This window comes from Pseudomonas sp. IT-P100 (assembly GCF_949767185.1).
Taxonomy (GTDB): domain Bacteria; phylum Pseudomonadota; class Gammaproteobacteria; order Pseudomonadales; family Pseudomonadaceae; genus Aquipseudomonas; species Aquipseudomonas fluorescens_B.
The window spans coordinates 493484-509180 of the sequence record NZ_CATKQK010000011.1; the positions used below are offsets into that span (position 1 = coordinate 493484).

The following is a 15697-nucleotide window of genomic DNA, read 5'->3' on the forward strand; positions in this document are numbered from 1 at the left end:
GACTCGGCAGCGCCCCCGAAACCCCGGCGCGAGCGTTTACGCGGGCGGGGTGTCGTCCAGGCACATCAGGGTTTCGATACGTGCCGGGCTGAACGGCGGTCGCGGGGCCGAGGGTTGCCAGTCGAACAGATACTGCACCGCGCCGCCACACACGCGTCCCTGACAGGCGCCCATGCCACAACGACTGGCCAGTTTTGCCGTGCGCCAGTCAACGTGCCCGGCCAGTGCAGCGTAGGGCACGTCTTCGCAACGACAGACCAGCGTGTCGGCCTGCGCCAGCGACTTGAGTTGCGGGTCGAGGCTGAAGGCGCTATTCAACGCCTTGGCGAAACCTTGCCAGCGCGCCCGACGTGGCCGCAATTGACGCGCCGCTGCGATGTTGCCGACGGCGGCATGCCCGGCAATTGCCCCTTCGACCAACGCCAGTTCACTGCCGCCGAAACCGGTGCATTCACCTGCCGCGTAGTGGTCGGCCCGGCTCGTGGCTTGCCAGGCATTGACCGCGAGCGCCGTGCCGTCGAGCGCACAGCCCAGCGCTTGACCGAGTTGGGTATTGGGAATCAGGCCGAAACCACAGGCCAGGCGATCACAGGCCAGTTCGACGATGTTGCCCTGTTGGCGCAGGCGCACTCCTTCCAGCCGTTCATTACCCAGGGCGGCCACGACGTGGGAGCCGGTGCGGTAATGACGATTAAACAGGCTAAAAGATTGCACAAGCTTGCCCGGCCAGCGCGGCAGTTGCAGGGCGAACCCGGCGACTGCGGAGGGCGAGGCCTGCTCGGCAATGCGCAATACGTCGGCACCGCTGTGTTTCGCGGTGGCCGCGCTGGCCAGTAACAACGGGCCGCTGCCGGCGATCACCACACGCTGACCCTGCACCGGCAGGCCGCCCTTGATCAGCGCCTGAAGGCCTCCCGCACCGGTCACCCCTGGCAATGTCCAGCCGGGGAAGGGCAGCAGCAACTCACGGGCACCGGTGCACAAAATCAGTTTGTCGTAGCCGATCAGCCATCCGTGATCGGCGTCTTCCACCAGCAATTGTTTGGGGCCGGAACAGGCGATCACACGGGTGCCACCGTGGTGGCGGATGTTACGGTTGGCGAGCAGTCGCTCGCGCATCTGTCGCGCTTGATTCGGCAGGCTGGCCTGAGGCCCGTCGCGCCAGATCTGGCCTCCCGGCAGTGGGTTGTCGTCGAGCACGATGATGCGTGCGCCACTGGACGCGGCAGCGAGGGCGGCGCTCATGCCGGCGGGGCCGGCACCGATGATCAGCAAGTCGGCGTATTCGTTCATGGTCGGGTCCGCACCTGCATGCCGTCATGGCACAGCGTCTGGCAGGCCAGTCGGCGGCGTCCGTCGATGGTCACCCGGCATTCCTGGCAAATACCCATTCCGCACAGCGGTGCGCGCCGCTGACCACTGATCGAAGTCCGACTGCAACCGTCACCGGCCAGGGCCAGTGCCGCGGCCACCGTCGTTCCTTCGGCGACGCGCAGGGTGCGGCCGTCCAGGATCAAATCAGGCATACACGGCCTCCCCGAGAAAGCGTTGCGGCAGATAGGCTTGCGCCGCTAATGGCGGCGTTTCATTGAACAGTTGCGCGACCAGCAAATCGGCGGTGCCGGGGGCCGTCGTGACCCCCAGACCCTCGTGTCCGACGGCCAGCCACAGGCCTTTGCGTTGTGGGTGTTGGCCAATCAATGGCAGCCCGTCCGGGCTGGCGGCGCGAAAACCGGTCCAGGCGCGGATGCCGTTGAGCTGAGCCAGGCCCGGCATGTACTCGGTGGCGCGCTTGAGCATTTTCGCCAGCATCCAGCCCTCGACCTGCGGGTCGGTGGTGCCGAATTGTCGCGAGGCACCGATGAACAGTTGCCCGGTCGGCCGGGGCTGAATGTTGCAGGCGGTCGAGGGGCCTGTGGCGTTGTGGGCGCTGGTGACATAACCCAGTTCCACCAGCGTGTGGGTGACCTTGCCGGGATAGCGGTCGGTGATCAGCAAGTGGCCTTTTTTCGGCTCGATCGGCAACTCGGGGCACAGGTCGTTGGCCTGGATACCGTTGGCCAATATGACGGCCTCAGCGCTCAACCACTGGCCGTCGTCGAGTCGCACGCGATTGCCATCGACCTCGCAGACTCGCGCCCTGCGTTGTTCTATGTCGGCGGTGTCGAGCATCCAGTTGGCGGTTGCCGGGGCATAGAGAATGCCATCACCGTTGATCAACAAACCACCTTCAAGGCCTTCGCGCAATTCAGGTTCACGGGCGCGCAACGCGTGGCGAGCGATTAACTCGCAGGCAACGCCCTGGGTCTGAAGGTTCAGATATTTGCTGTGGGCCACGGCCATTTCTTCGGCATTGGCTGCCAGCCACAAAGTGCCGTTGCAGCGGTAGGCGCAGCCATCCGGTAAGTCCGGTGCCTGTTCGCGCCAGCGTTGCAGTGAGTATTGGCTCAGGGCCAGCTCGGCCGGGTTGTCGTCGAGCACCAGCAAGTGGCCCATTCCGGCGGCCGTCGCGCCGTGCAAGCCGGCGTCCAGCACCAGCACGCGCAAGCCGCGCCGCGCCAGCGCCTGAGCGCAAGCAGCGCCGATGATGCCGGCACCGATCACGATCACATCGGCCACCAGGCCTTGGCTCATGGGCGAATGCCCCAGGCGAACGGGTCGTCCTGTTCGATGATCAGGCTAGCCTCGGCACTGATGAAGGCACGGCCGCGAATCGTCGGTACGATGCGCTCGCCGTGGGGTTCGTAGGAGCCTTCGAACTCGCTGCCGATGACGCTGGCCTGTCGCCAGATCTGGCCCGGCTGCAATTTGTCATCGGCTGCCAGGCACGCCAGTTTTGCACTGGTGCCGGTGCCGCAGGGCGAGCGGTCGTAGGCCTTGCCGGGGCAGAGTACAAAGTTGCGGCTGTCGGCCTGCTCATCCTCGGCGAACAGTTCGACGTGGTCGATCACGCCGCCGTCTTCGCCGCGTATCCCCTGAACGTCCAATGCCTGCTGCACGGCGAAGGTGTAAGCGGTCAACGCATCCAGGTTGTCGCTGGCGACGCGCAGGCCATGGTCGGCGACCAGGAAAAACCAGTTGCCACCCCAGGCGATATCACCGACCACCTCACCGATCCCCGGCACCTGCAACGCCACGGCTTTGCGATAACGGTAGGCCGGCACGTTGCGCACGCTGACGGAACGGTCGTCGTGCAAGGTTGCCTGCACCGTGCCGACCGGCGTTTCGATGCTGTGCACGCCCGGGCCGATCTTGCCCAGGTGAGCAAGTGACGCCACCAGGCCGATGGTGCCGTGGCCGCACATGCCGAGGTAACCGGTGTTGTTGAAGAAAATCACCCCGGCGCAGGCCGCAGGGTCGACCGGCTCACACAACAGCGCGCCGACCAGCACATCGCTGCCCCGCGGTTCGAGCACGCAGGCGGTGCGCCATTGGTCGTGGTGTTCAGCCAGCCGTTGAAGACGTTCGGCCATGCTGCCGGTGCCCAGGTCGGGAAAGCCGGCGGTCACCAGGCGGGTGGGTTCGCCGCCGGTGTGGGAGTCAATCACGGTGATACGTTTCATGAATGGGCCACGTCCGTTCAGATGAGTGAACGCAAGAGTGGCCCGTGCGGGGGCTTGCAGGCTTGATGGTTTTATCCGGTGCCGATGACGAAATCGGCACAGTCCCGCGAGCGGTCAGTGGTGGTGGGGCAGGTGCTCGAACAGGGTTTTGCAGACCCCGGCGATGTGTTCGTCCAGCAGCTTTACCGCCCGGTCGACGTCACCGGCGCGGCAGGCTTCGAGGATCTCCCGGTGTTCGTGATCGGCGCGCTCCTTCCCCGCCGAGAGGCTCATCTGCATCCGCAGGTAACGTTCCAGTTTGTCGTTGACCGAACGGATCAAACTCACCAGAAACGGACGTTGTGCCGGTTCATAGAGGCAGGCGTGGAGTTCCCAATTAAGCTCGGCCCAGCGGCCCACGTCATCTTCGCCGACGAACTCCTGGCAGATACGTTCGGCGCGGGCGAAGGTCTCTTCCGTCATGTTGGGAATGGCCAGGCGCAGCACCTTGTCTTCGAGCAACATGCGCACTTCGAACATCTGCGCCAGTTCGGCATCGGACACCCGTGTGACCATCGCCCCGCGATTGCGCTGGAACATCACCAGACCTTCGGCTTCCAGGCGTTTGAGGGCCTCTCGTACGGGGATCTTGCTGACGTTGAACTGTCGGGCGATGTCGTCCTGACGAATCGGCTCGTCCTCGGCGAAATGCCCGGCGACGATGGCGTCACGCAGATGGCGGGTTATGATTTCAGAGGTCGAAGGCGCATTGCCCAAGTCTGGAGCGTTGAATTTGGGTAGGGTCACGGCGGCAGTCGTTCGGATTGAGTTGGAGATATGGTATACGAATTTTCGCTGGGCTCAGTGCTCTTGCGCTGCCTTCCGACAGCCGCCCCTGACTCTTTGTCGTTAATTGTCGAGGCGCCGGTGCAACAGTCCGATGCACGAGGTGTTGCGCATTTCGATCATTAAGTTGTCAGTTACGGTCATTGAGCGGCCGGGGGAGTGCTCATAGTCTGTTACACAAGACAGAGGGGCGCCAAAGAGCGCCCACACTTTTTCCGTGATCGCTCGTTGTGGAGTTACCGATGACCGCCGCTCATTACCCGCACCTGTTGGCCCCGCTGGACCTGGGTTTTACCACGCTGCGCAACCGTACCCTGATGGGCTCGATGCACACCGGTCTGGAGGAGAAACCCGGCGGTTTCGAGCGTATGGCTGCCTACTTTGCCGAACGTGCCCGTGGCGGCGTTGGCCTGATGGTCACGGGGGGTATCGGCCCGAACGACGAAGGCGGCGTGTACTCCGGCGCGGCCAAGCTGACCACTGAAGAAGAAGCGCTCAAACACCAGATCGTGACCCGAGCGGTGCACGAGGCGGGCGGCAAGATCTGCATGCAGATTCTTCACGCCGGACGTTATGCCTACAGCCCGAAACAGGTTGCGCCGAGCGCCATCCAGGCGCCGATCAACCCGTTCAAGCCCAAGGAGCTGGACGAGGAGGGCATCGAGAAGCAGATCAACGATTTCGTCACCTGCTCGGCCCTGGCGCAAAAAGCCGAGTACGACGGCGTCGAGATCATGGGCTCCGAAGGTTATTTCATTAACCAGTTCCTCGCGGCCCACACCAACCACCGCACCGACCGTTGGGGCGGCAGCTACGAAAACCGTATGCGCCTGCCGGTGGAAATCGTCCGTCGCGTGCGCGAAGCCGTTGGCCCGAATTTCATCATTATCTTCCGTCTGTCGATGCTCGACCTGGTGGAGGGCGGCAGCACCTGGGAAGAAATCGTGACGCTGGCCAAGGCCATCGAGCAGGCCGGCGCGACCCTCATCAACACCGGTATCGGCTGGCACGAAGCGCGGATTCCGACCATCGCCACCAAAGTGCCGCGTGGGGCGTTCAGCAAGGTCACCGCCAAATTGCGTGGCTCGGTGAGCATTCCGCTGATCACCACCAACCGTATCAACACCCCGGAAGTGGCCGAGCAGATATTGGCGGAAGGCGATGCCGACATGGTGTCGATGGCGCGGCCATTCCTGGCCGACCCGGACTTCGTCAACAAGGCCGCCGCGGGCCGTGCCGATGAAATCAACACCTGCATCGGTTGCAACCAGGCGTGCCTCGATCACACGTTCGGCGGCAAGTTGACCACGTGCCTGGTCAACCCGCGGGCCTGTCATGAGACCGAACTCAATTACCTGCCGGTGCAGCAGATCAAGAAGGTCGCGGTGGTCGGTGCCGGCCCTGCGGGTCTGTCGGCTGCAACCGTGGCTGCCGAACGTGGCCATCAGGTGACGCTGTTCGATTCGGCCAGCGAAATCGGCGGCCAGTTCAACATCGCCAAGCGCGTGCCGGGCAAGGAAGAGTTCTTTGAAACCCTGCGCTACTTCAACCGCAAGTTGCAGACCACCAACGTCGAGGTCTGCCTGAACACCCGCGTTGACGTGGCGAAACTGGTGGAAGGCGGTTACGACGAGATCATTCTGGCGACCGGTATTGCTCCAAGAACGCCGGCGATTCCGGGTGTCGAGAACGCCAAGGTGCTGAACTACCTCGATGTGATTCTGCAACGCAAACCGGTGGGTAAACGTGTCGCGGTCATCGGCGCGGGCGGTATCGGTTTTGATGTGTCGGAATTCCTGGTGCATCAAGGCGTGGCCACCAGCCTCGACCGCGAAGCGTTCTGGAAAGAGTGGGGCATCGACACGCATCTGGAAGCCCGTGGTGGTGTGGCCGGCGTCAAGGCCGAAGTGCATGCGCCGGCCCGTGAAGTGTTCCTGCTGCAACGCAAGAAATCCAAGGTCGGCGACGGCCTGGGCAAGACCACCGGCTGGATTCACCGCACGGGTCTGAAGAACAAGCAGGTGCAGATGCTCAACAGCGTCGAATACTTGAAGATCGATGACGAAGGCTTGCACATTCGCATTGGTGAAACCGGCGAGCCGCAAGTGCTGGCGGTGGACAACATCGTGATTTGCGCCGGGCAGGATCCGTTGCGTGAGTTGCACGACGGGTTGGTCGCGGCCGGGCAGAACGTGCATTTGATTGGCGGCGCGGACGTGGCGGCAGAGCTGGACGCGAAGCGGGCGATCAATCAGGGCTCGCGGTTGGCTGCGCAGTTGTAATCACCGCAATCCCTGTGGCGAGGGAGCTTGCTCGCGCTCGGCTGCGCAGCAGGCGTAAATCAGTGCTGGTGATTAACCTGACACAACACCATTGCTGATAAAAGGAGTCCTTCGGACTCCAGCGGGCGCAAGCTCCCTCGCCACAAATTGGCTGCTAAGATGCTGGCTGTTTACCCAGAGCCGGCATCGATGTTTCTCCCTCCCAGTGACTGGCTGCCCCAAGCCCCGCTCGAACCCCTTCGTCTTGATTGGCTAAGCCGATCGAGCATCGAACTCGCCATCCTGCGCCTCGACCAGATCGACCCACTGATCAGCGGCAACAAGTGGTTCAAGCTCATCGAACACCTCAAAGCCGCCGACCTCGCCGGTGCCGAAGGCATCATCAGCCTGGGCGGTGCTCATTCCAATCATCTGCATGCACTGGCGGCTGCCGGCAAACGCTTCGGGTTCAAAACGGTGGGTTTGTTGCGCGGTCATCCGCAAGAAACCCCTACGGTCAAAGACTTGCAAGCATTCGGCATGCAGTTGCACTGGCTCGGTTATGGCGGTTATCGCGCGCGGCACGAGGCGGGTTTCTGGGAACCCTGGCGGGCGCAATATCCCGATCTGCTTCCGGTGCCCGAAGGTGGCGGAGGATTGCCCGGCGCAAAGGGCTGCATGCGGCTGAAGGTGATGGTCAGTGATCAACTGAACAGTCTGGGCTGGAGCGGCTACGACGGTTGGTGGCTCGCCTGTGGAACCGGCACCACGCTGGCCGGCCTGGTGCTGGCCGAAGCGGGGGAGCATCCGGTTTACGGCGCGCTTGCTGTGCCCGACGACCATGGTGTGGCGCAGCAGGTCGAATCGATTGTGCAAGAAGCCGGCTTGCGCGACCCGGTGTGTGAACTGTTTGACGCCAGTCGCGGCGGCTTCGCCAAAGTCGATCCGTTGTTACTGGACTTCATCGCGCAGACCGAACAGGCCAGCGGCATTCCCCTCGAGCCGCTGTATACGGGCAAAGCGCTGTTGGCGCTCAAACAGCACGTCGAGGCGGGTCGATTTGCCAAGGGCACTCGCCTGATCTTTGTCCACACCGGCGGCTTGCAGGGCCGCCGCGGGCTTCAATAAAAGGCGTTCAACCGCGCTTGGGCATCATCCGCAACAAGGTGTTATCGCCCACCACATAGTGATGATAGAGCCCCGCCACGGCGTGCAGCCCGATCAGCCAATAACCGATGGTGCCGCCGAGCACATGCCAGCCTTCGATCTGCCTGGCCAGCGCCTTGTCCTCTGACACCAGCAGCGGCAAGTCAAAGCCATAGAACATCACCTGATGCCCCTTGGCACTGGTGACCAGCCAACCGAGGATCGGCATCGCGATCATGAAAATGTACAGCGCCCAGTGCATCAACCTGGCGAGGATGGTTTGCCAGTGCGGTGAGGCGGGGAAGATCTGCGGTGCCGGGCCGAGGCTGCGGGCGAACAATCTGAGCCAGACCAGCACGAATACAGTCAGCCCCAGCATGAAGTGCGATTCGGTGATCAGCGTTCGGCCGCCGCTGCCTTTAGGAAAGATCCCGCGAAATTCGATGCAGGCATACACCAGCGCCAGCAGGACCAGCATCAACCAGTGCAGGGTGATCGAGACGGTGCTGTAGCGTGAATCGGAGTTTTTCCACGGCATTCGGTGTTCCTCACAGGTCGGGTCAAGCCACCGTTCTTGGTCGACGGTGCACTTTCACTGTAATCCTGTTTCGCCGGGTTTGCCTGACGCCAGTGGCGGTTCAATGCTCTAGATCAGGTGATCGAGCAAAAAAAAAGCGCCGCGTTCCCTTGTAGGAACGCGGCACTTTGGCTGGTGAATCAGTAGCTTTGCGGCATTTCACCCTTGGCCAGACGCTTGTTGATGTCGGCGATCACTTCCGGCAAGTCGGTGATGGTGTCGATCATGTAGTGCGGGCGCGAACCTTCGAACAGCGCGTGGATACGCTTGCGCTCGCTGGCCAGTTGATCGCTGCCGAGGGCGCGATAACCTTCGTAGTCCAGGCCCAGCGCGTTGCCCGAGCAGATCAGCGCGACGGTCCACATACCGGCGCGACGGCCCTCGAGAATGCCGGGCACGGTGTCGTCGATCTTCACGCAAGCAGCAACATCGTCGATGCCCAGGGCGATGACGTTGGCCAACGCCTGAGCCGGCCATGGACGGCCGTTAGGCACTTCGTCGGTAGCCACCACGTGATCAGCGATGTAGCCGTTGGTGGCAGCCAGCTCGACCACTTTGTCCATGACTTGTTTCGGGTAACCGGAGCACGAGCCGATCTTGATCCCTTGCTGGCGCAGGTTGGCAATAGTGTCCAGCGCGCCCGGAATCAGTGCCGAGTGCTCGGCGATTTTCTCGATCTGCAACGGCATGAAGCGCTGGTAGATGGCGGTGACGTCATCATCGGTCGGCGTGCGGCCGAATGCCTTGCGATAGCGTTCCGCGACTGCCGGCTGATCGCACAGGGTGCGGATGTGATCCCACTTGCCCATGCCCATGGGACCACGGGCTTCTTCGATGGACACCTGGACGTCGAATTCGGCGAAGGCCTCGACAAAAATCTGCGTGGGAGCGAAGGAACCGAAGTCGACGACGGTACCGGCCCAGTCGAGGATGGCGGCCTGGAGTTTGGTTGGGTTTGTGTAGTTCATGGTGATCAAATCCTGTGGCAACTGATAAATGAGGAGCTGCTTTTGGTGGGAGCGGCGGTGCGACGATTCGACTTGCTCGCGAAAGCGGTGCAGCGAGCGACATTTATGTTGAATGTCAGTCCGTATTCGCGAGCAAGCCCGCTCCTCCAGGGGAAATCGGTGTGGTTTAGATCTCTAACACTTCCATCTCGCGCAGCACTTCGGCAATAGCCGCCACGGCGGCGTGCATCTCGGTCTGGTTGACGTGGCCGATGCAGCCGACGCGGAAGGTTTCGACCTGGGTCAATTTGCCGGGGTACAGAATGAAACCCTTGGCCTTGACGCGTTCGTAGAATTCCTTGAACTGGTAGCGCGGGTCTTTCGGCGCGTGAAAAGTGACGATGATCGGCGCCTGGATGGCGGCGGGCAGGAAGCTGCGCAAGCCAAGTTTCGCCATGTCATCGAGCAACACTTTGCAGTTGTCGGCGTAGCGCTGATGCCGGACCGGCAAGCCACCTTCTTCGTTGTATTGCAGCAGGGCCTCGTGCAGCGCGGCGACCACGTGGGTCGGCGGTGTGAAGCGCCACTGGCCGGTCTTGGCCATGTAGGTGTGCTGGTCGAAAAGGTCCATCGCCAGCGAGTGCGAGTTACCGGCGGCATTGGCCAGCGATGCTTTGCGAGCGAAGACGAAACCCATCCCCGGTACGCCTTCCAGGCATTTGCCCGAAGCGGCGATCAGCGCGTCGAACGGCACCTGTTGCGCATCCACCGGCAGCGCGCCGAAAGAACTCATGGCGTCGATGATCAGGCGTTTGCCATGTTGCGCAATGACCTGGGCGATTTCCGGCAGCGGGTTGAGGATGCCGGTGCTGGTTTCGCAGTGAATCAGCGCGACGTGGGTAATGCTGGCGTCGGCCCGCAGCAGACGGTCAACGTCGGCGGCAGTGGTGGGTTCGTCTTCGGCGGTTTCAAACGTGCTGAAGGGACGGCCGAGCACTTCGCAGATTTTCGCCAGGCGTTTGCCGTAGGCGCCGTTGATCAGCACCAGGACTTTGCCGTCACGCGGCACCAGCGTGCCGATTGCCGCTTCGACCGCGAAGGTGCCGCTGCCTTGCAGAGGCACGCAGTGGTGGCTGTCGCCGCCGTTGATGATCGCCAGCAATTGCTCACAGAGGCTGGCGGTCAGTTGATTGAAGCGGTCATCCCATGAACCCCAGTCGACCATCATCGCCTGGCGGGTGCGGGCCGAAGTCGTCAACGGGCCGGGGGTGAGCAGGATGGGTTCGGCAGTACTCATTCTCGTGTCCTCGCAATCGATGGGATGAAGCTACGGGGCTTAAATTGCAATTTGCCGTGCTATCAATCAAATTGTTTGTTGTTATGCCAGCCATCAGTGAGGGTTATTCATGAACCTGTTCCAGCTCCGCGCCTTTGATGCGGTGGCCCGCGAGGGCAGCTTCACCCGGGCCGCCGCGCGGCTGTTCATTAGCCAGCCGGCAGTCACCGGGCACATCAAGGCGTTGGAGGAGCACTACCAGATCACTTTGCTGCGGCGCACCGCCCGACGGGTGGAGCTGACGGAGGAGGGCACCAAACTCGCAGCGATCACTCGGGCGATGTTTGGTCTGGCCGAAGAAGCGCAGGTAATGCTGGAGGCCAATCGTCAGTTGCTCACCGGCCGCCTGGAAGTGGCGGCGGACGGGCCGCACATGGTCATGCCGATGCTGGCCAGTTTGCGCGTGCGTTATCCGGGGATCACCGTGAACCTGCGCCTGGGCAATGCCCAGGAAACCCTGGCGGCGTTGTTATCGGAACATGCCGACGTGGCAGTGCTGACGGAGGTCGAGCCGCGCAAGGGTTTGCATTTGCAGGCACTGAGCGAGTCGCGGATATGTGCGCTGGTGCCCGCCGGTCATCCGTGGGCACAAAAGTCGAAGGGCGTGCAGCTCAAGGAACTGGATCAGGTCATCATGGTATTGCGCGAGCCAGGTTCGATCACCCGGCGCACGTTTGATGAAGCCTGTGTTCAGGCCAAGGTAAACCCGCGAGTGTTGCTGGAGCTGGACAGTCGCGAGGCCGTGACCGAGGCGGTCGCGGCGCAATTGGGGGTCGGGGTCGTGTCATCGGTGGAAGTCAGCCATGACCCTCGGGTAGCGGCGGTGCCGATCATGGGTGAGGGGTTGGTGAATCGGCACATGATCGGGTGTATGGAGCGGCGCAGGGACTTGAGGTTGATACAGGCGTTTTTCGGGTTGGCGCCGTAGGTGCTGTCTTCTGCAGCTTCTACAAAGGGGCTGCCCGCCACCGATTTTTTTGTCGTGTTGGGGAGCTTGGATCGTCGCGGGTACCGGTCACGCGTTGTCACTTGGACAGTAAGCGTCAACGGTTGGTTGTGGATTTCGACGCCGTGGCCACGGTCTCGCTACCGCAATTGATGTACGAAGATTTCTTCAACCAGCGCTGATCCGGGTAGTACGAAAACAGCAACTGCCCGTCTTTCATCGAATCAATCAGCTTGTGTGCAATCGCCGGCCGTACCGCCGGGCAGCCCAGGCTTCTGCCGATTCGGCCATTGGCCCGTGCAAGCACCGGGCTGACGTAAGGCGCTCCATGAATCACGATTGCCCGGTCAAACGCATTGTCGTTGAAACCCGGCTCCAGGCCTTCCATGCGCAGCGAATAACCGTTTTGCCCGACATAGCTCTGTTGCGTGCGATACAGCCCGAGACTGGTGGCAAAGCTTTCATTTTGATTGGAGAAGTTGACGGCCATGTTCTCGCCGCTGTTGCGGCCGTGGGCGACCAGTTCATGAAACAGCAACTTGCGCTTCTTCAAATCGAACACCCACAGGCGCTGTTCGGTCGAGGGCAGGGAATAATCGATCACCGCAAGTCTTTGGACAGGCGCAGTGCCTTGGGCGATGCTGCATTGCGAGGCGCGAACGGCGAGGTTAATGACGTTGGCGTTGGCTTTCGGGGCCGCTTTGATGAGGGCGGCCGCGAGCGAATCGGCGTAGGCTAACGGTACGGACATTGCAGTCAATAGCAGGGCCGGCAGCAGATAGCCAATACGTAGTGGCGCCATATAGATGTCTCATCATGTTAAGTTCGAGTCTAGCAGTGCATTGAAAGCCAGGCGTTGAATGCGGGAGATTAAGGATTATCCATGGTGCTTTTAACAAGGTTATTCGTCATAAGCCGCGTATTTTTTATGGGCTTTCTGATCAGCGGCACAGCGCTTGCGGAAACTTCGCCGATTGAGCCGACAATTGCGCCTAGCTCCGTTATCGAGGCGGAAGCAGGCGATAACGTCGGTCAGGCGATTCAGACCTCGCTTGAGCCGCTGAAAACCGCGTTTCCGCCGTTGCTGACCGCGCCGCGTCATCGGCGGGTGGATGTCAGCCGTCTGGTGATGGATTTTTATACGCATCGCGCTTATCGCGCAGCGTGGACCGATGACCGCGACGTCGCACAATTGATCGCCAGCTTGAGCGCGACTGACGCCGATGGTTTGAACCCGACGGATTTTCATATTGATGAGCTGATCCGATCCCGGGCCACGATGCAGACTACGCCCGTCACCCCCGAGCAACGGGCGGCCTTTGATTTGGCGACGACGCATACGTTTATTACCGCGCTGCTGCAGCTGCGGCGGGGCAAGGTCGATCCCGCGCGGCTCGACATTCATTGGAATTTTGACGCCGATGGCGTCGACCCGCGCGACGACGTCAATGCTTTCTTCGCGGCGCTCGACAATCACGATGTAGCGAAGGCATTTGCCATCGCTCCGCCGCAAGAAGCGGTGTACGTGGGATTGCGTCAGGCGCTGGCGCAATTGCGTGGTATTCGGGACCGGGGCGGCTGGCCGCAAGTGGTTGTAGACCATTCGCTCAAGCCTGGCATGGACGAACCGGCTGTCGCGCAGTTGCGCGCGAGGATGGTCGCTGCAGGTTTTCTCGATCCGCGATTGATCCATGGTACGAAGTACGATGGCGCCGTCACCGCCGCAGTGAAAAAGTATCAGAACGAGCAATACCTCGGAGCGGATGGGATAGCGGGTGCGACGACGCTGGCGGCTTTGAATGTGCCCGTTGACGCACGCATTGATCAGGTTCGGGTGAACATGGAGCGGGCGCGCTGGCTGCTTTACAAGCTTCAAGGCACGTTCGTTATCGTTGATATTGCCGGCTACAAAGTAGCGATGTACCGCGATGGTCAGCCGATCTGGCGATCCCGGGTGCAGGTTGGTAAAGCGGCGCGCAATACGCCTATCTTTCAGGCGCAGATCACCTACGTCACGTTTAATCCGACCTGGACGGTGCCGCCGACGATCCTCAAGGAAGACGTGCTGCCGAAGATCCAGAGCAATCCCGGCTACCTGGCCGCCAACCGTATTCGTGTGATCGATCGCGAAGGCCACGAACTGGATCCTGCGGCCGTTGACTGGACCAACCCGCGTGGCATCAGTTTGCGCCAGGATGCCGGGCCCGATAGCTCATTGGGCCAGGTGGTCATCCGCTTTCCCAACAACTACGCGATTTATCTTCACGACACGCCGCATCGCGAGCTGTTTGCCAAGACTGTCCGCGCGACCAGTTCGGGCTGCATCCGGGTGGAGAACCCGCTGCAACTGGTGGAGTTGCTGTTCAACGACCCGGTTAAGTGGAACAGCGCCGGTATTCAGAAACAGCTGGCCAATGGCAAGACCGAGAATATTCGGCTACCGGTGAAAGTGCCGGTGTTGTTGGCCTACTGGACAGTCGATCTGGGCAGCGACGGGCGCGTCTCATTCAAACCGGATGTGTATGGCTACGATGAACCCTTGCTGCGGGCATTGAATCGACCTTCGCAAATGCCGGTGTTGAATCTACATGCGGCGACAGCATCGGCGGGAACTGGGCAGCCGTAGGGGAAATGGCTGTCAACCGTTCGGCACTTGCGCCGGGGCGCCAAAACAGCATCGCCTAATCTTTGATTTACTGGAAATTCTTCCGGTACTTACAAGGAAGGTGTGGCATGACTTCATTAAAGTTCGGCGCGTCCATCCTGTTGGTCTGCCTGGCAGGCTGCGCAACCACTCCGCGTAGTAACTATGAGCCACCGCCGGTGCCTGCATCGGCGGTGGCCCTTGATGACGCGCAGATAACCAGCACGCTGGTGGGAAGGAAATTTTACGGAACCACCCGAGAAGGCAGTCACCCTTATTCGATGAGTTTTGCGCCGAACGGAGTCGAGACATTCGAGATGGCGCCCTACAAACCGGAGAAGGAAAAGTGGACGCTGAAAGACGGGGTGATTTGTATTGAAGCGAAAGGCTACCCAACCGAATGCGGTCAGGTGAAGACCGCTAACAATGAGTATTGGTTTGTCGATCCGAAGAGCGGCAGAGTCAACGCGCACTTGAAACTGACGCCTTGAAGTTGAGCCGCATAGAGAAACGGGCGTTCATCTCACGCCCATTTCTCCTGTTCATGCCTTGCCCAGCGCCTCCCGCAAAAACTCCACCAGCCCTCGCTGCAATCCGGTCAGCGCGCCTTCGCGACTGATCAGCGCCAATTCTGTCGGCGGTAATTCGGGCAGATCAGTGCACACGGTGTGCTCTGGCAACACCGCCGAAGCGGGCAGCACTGACAGGCCCAATCCGGACGCCACCGCCGCCTGAATCCCCGTCAGGCTGTGGCTGCCAAACGCAACCCGCCACGGTCGCTGTGCCACATCCAGCAGGCGGATTGCCCGTTGCCGATAAATGCAGCCTTGTGGGAACAGCGCCAATGGCAAGACGCCCTGGGCGGAGTCGACCCCCGCACCTTTGACCCACACCAGCGCTTCCGGCCACGCCGCCCAGCTTGGGCCGCTGTCCGGTTCACGCTTGACCAGTGCAATGTCGATGGCGCCCGTCGCGAGCTTTTGCTTGAGATCGGTGCTCATGCCGCTGACGGTTTCCAGCCGCGCTTCAGGTCGGCTGCGGTTGAAGCCGGCGAGGATCACAGCCATACGCCGTGCATCGAAATCCTCCGGTACGCCAATGCGCAGTATTTCCAGGTCGAGATCACTGGCGAGGGCTTCCACCGCCTCCGAGGACAGGGCCAACAGCCGCCGGGCATAGTGAATCAGCAGCTCGCCGTGCTCGGTGACGCTGATGTTCTGTCCTGTGCGGTCGCGAAGCAGCAGCGCATGCCCGACCAGTTCTTCCAGTTTGCGAACCTGTTGGCTCACGGTGGATTGGGTGCGGTGTACACGTTCGGCAGCGCGGGTGAAGCTGCCTTCGTCCACCACGCAGACGAAGCTCTTGAGCAGTTCGAGATCGAGCATGGCGGGCTCCTTTGATATTTGATTTATCACTGACGAGTCGATATTAATTTAATTTCACACTATCACC

At 61.3% G+C, this 15697-nt stretch carries 15 protein-coding genes; 5 read left to right on the top strand and 10 right to left on the bottom strand.

Annotated elements, in window-relative coordinates; translation table 11 throughout:
* Positions 1-36: 36 nt before the first annotated feature.
* The 5 genes from ACM6IQ_RS10445 to ACM6IQ_RS10465 all read right to left on the bottom strand — a co-directional run bounded on the left by ACM6IQ_RS10445 (position 37) and on the right by ACM6IQ_RS10465 (position 4349).
* Entirely contained in the window at positions 37-1293 is a 1257-nt protein-coding gene (locus ACM6IQ_RS10445; protein WP_414878674.1) for an FAD-dependent oxidoreductase, read from the bottom strand.
* A complete protein-coding gene (locus tag ACM6IQ_RS10450) occupies positions 1290-1526 on the bottom strand; it encodes a 2Fe-2S iron-sulfur cluster-binding protein (RefSeq protein ID WP_414878675.1) in 237 nt (78 codons plus the stop codon). The genes ACM6IQ_RS10445 and ACM6IQ_RS10450 overlap by 4 nt, the downstream gene beginning before the upstream one ends.
* The gene (locus tag ACM6IQ_RS10455) at positions 1519-2634 is read right to left on the bottom strand and encodes an NAD(P)/FAD-dependent oxidoreductase (RefSeq protein WP_414878676.1); all 1116 of its coding nucleotides are present in this window, start codon (positions 2632-2634) and stop codon (positions 1519-1521) included. Before ACM6IQ_RS10455 ends, ACM6IQ_RS10450 begins: the two co-directional genes overlap by 8 nt.
* The gene (locus ACM6IQ_RS10460) at positions 2631-3563 is read right to left on the bottom strand and encodes a 4-hydroxyproline epimerase (RefSeq protein ID WP_414878677.1); all 933 of its coding nucleotides are present in this window, start codon (positions 3561-3563) and stop codon (positions 2631-2633) included. Before ACM6IQ_RS10460 ends, ACM6IQ_RS10455 begins: the two co-directional genes overlap by 4 nt.
* 114 nt (positions 3564-3677) lie before the next feature.
* The gene (locus ACM6IQ_RS10465) at positions 3678-4349 is read right to left on the bottom strand and encodes a GntR family transcriptional regulator (protein WP_223451005.1); all 672 of its coding nucleotides are present in this window, start codon (positions 4347-4349) and stop codon (positions 3678-3680) included.
* A 281-nt stretch (positions 4350-4630) separates the two neighbouring features.
* On the opposite strand from ACM6IQ_RS10465, the gene ACM6IQ_RS10470 reads away from it, so the two are divergent.
* Complete coding sequence (locus ACM6IQ_RS10470; protein ID WP_017339691.1) at positions 4631-6670, top strand: FAD-dependent oxidoreductase; 2040 nt, start codon at positions 4631-4633, stop codon at positions 6668-6670.
* A 189-nt stretch (positions 6671-6859) separates the two neighbouring features.
* On the top strand, positions 6860-7777 hold the full coding sequence (locus ACM6IQ_RS10475; protein WP_414878678.1) for a 1-aminocyclopropane-1-carboxylate deaminase/D-cysteine desulfhydrase: 918 nt from the start codon (positions 6860-6862) through the stop codon (positions 7775-7777).
* Between the two features lie 7 nt (positions 7778-7784).
* On the opposite strand, the gene ACM6IQ_RS10480 is transcribed toward ACM6IQ_RS10475, so the two are convergent.
* The 3 genes from ACM6IQ_RS10480 to ACM6IQ_RS10490 all read right to left on the bottom strand — a co-directional run bounded on the left by ACM6IQ_RS10480 (position 7785) and on the right by ACM6IQ_RS10490 (position 10616).
* Entirely contained in the window at positions 7785-8333 is a 549-nt protein-coding gene (locus ACM6IQ_RS10480) for a cytochrome b (RefSeq protein ID WP_017339689.1), read from the bottom strand.
* 179 nt (positions 8334-8512) lie between these two features.
* Positions 8513-9340 carry a phosphonoacetaldehyde hydrolase gene (gene phnX / locus ACM6IQ_RS10485; RefSeq protein WP_017339688.1) on the bottom strand — a complete coding sequence of 276 codons (828 nt, stop codon included), beginning with the start codon at positions 9338-9340 and terminating at the stop codon, positions 8513-8515.
* A 166-nt stretch (positions 9341-9506) separates the two neighbouring features.
* Positions 9507-10616 carry a 2-aminoethylphosphonate--pyruvate transaminase gene (locus ACM6IQ_RS10490; protein WP_414878679.1) on the bottom strand — a complete coding sequence of 370 codons (1110 nt, stop codon included), beginning with the start codon at positions 10614-10616 and terminating at the stop codon, positions 9507-9509.
* A 109-nt stretch (positions 10617-10725) separates the two neighbouring features.
* Between ACM6IQ_RS10490 and ACM6IQ_RS10495 the strand changes: the two genes are divergently transcribed.
* Entirely contained in the window at positions 10726-11583 is an 858-nt protein-coding gene (locus ACM6IQ_RS10495) for a LysR substrate-binding domain-containing protein (RefSeq protein WP_017339686.1), read from the top strand.
* A gap of 115 nt (positions 11584-11698) precedes the next feature.
* On the opposite strand, the gene ACM6IQ_RS10500 is transcribed toward ACM6IQ_RS10495, so the two are convergent.
* Positions 11699-12403: a murein L,D-transpeptidase catalytic domain family protein gene (locus tag ACM6IQ_RS10500; RefSeq protein WP_414878680.1), complete on the bottom strand. Its 705-nt coding sequence runs from the start codon at positions 12401-12403 to the stop codon at positions 11699-11701.
* Positions 12404-12484: 81 nt separating this feature from the next.
* Between ACM6IQ_RS10500 and ACM6IQ_RS10505 the strand changes: the two genes are divergently transcribed.
* Together ACM6IQ_RS10505 and ACM6IQ_RS10510 are read left to right on the top strand one after the other, a co-directional pair.
* Positions 12485-14227, top strand: a complete 1743-nt coding sequence (locus ACM6IQ_RS10505; protein WP_414878681.1) for a L,D-transpeptidase family protein — start codon at positions 12485-12487, stop codon at positions 14225-14227.
* Positions 14228-14334: 107 nt separating this feature from the next.
* The gene (locus ACM6IQ_RS10510; RefSeq protein WP_017339683.1) at positions 14335-14736 is read left to right on the top strand and encodes a hypothetical protein; all 402 of its coding nucleotides are present in this window, start codon (positions 14335-14337) and stop codon (positions 14734-14736) included.
* A 51-nt stretch (positions 14737-14787) separates the two neighbouring features.
* Here ACM6IQ_RS10510 and ACM6IQ_RS10515 read toward each other — a convergent pair whose 3' ends face one another.
* Positions 14788-15630 carry a LysR family transcriptional regulator gene (locus ACM6IQ_RS10515; RefSeq protein ID WP_414878682.1) on the bottom strand — a complete coding sequence of 281 codons (843 nt, stop codon included), beginning with the start codon at positions 15628-15630 and terminating at the stop codon, positions 14788-14790.
* Positions 15631-15697 lie beyond the last annotated feature (67 nt).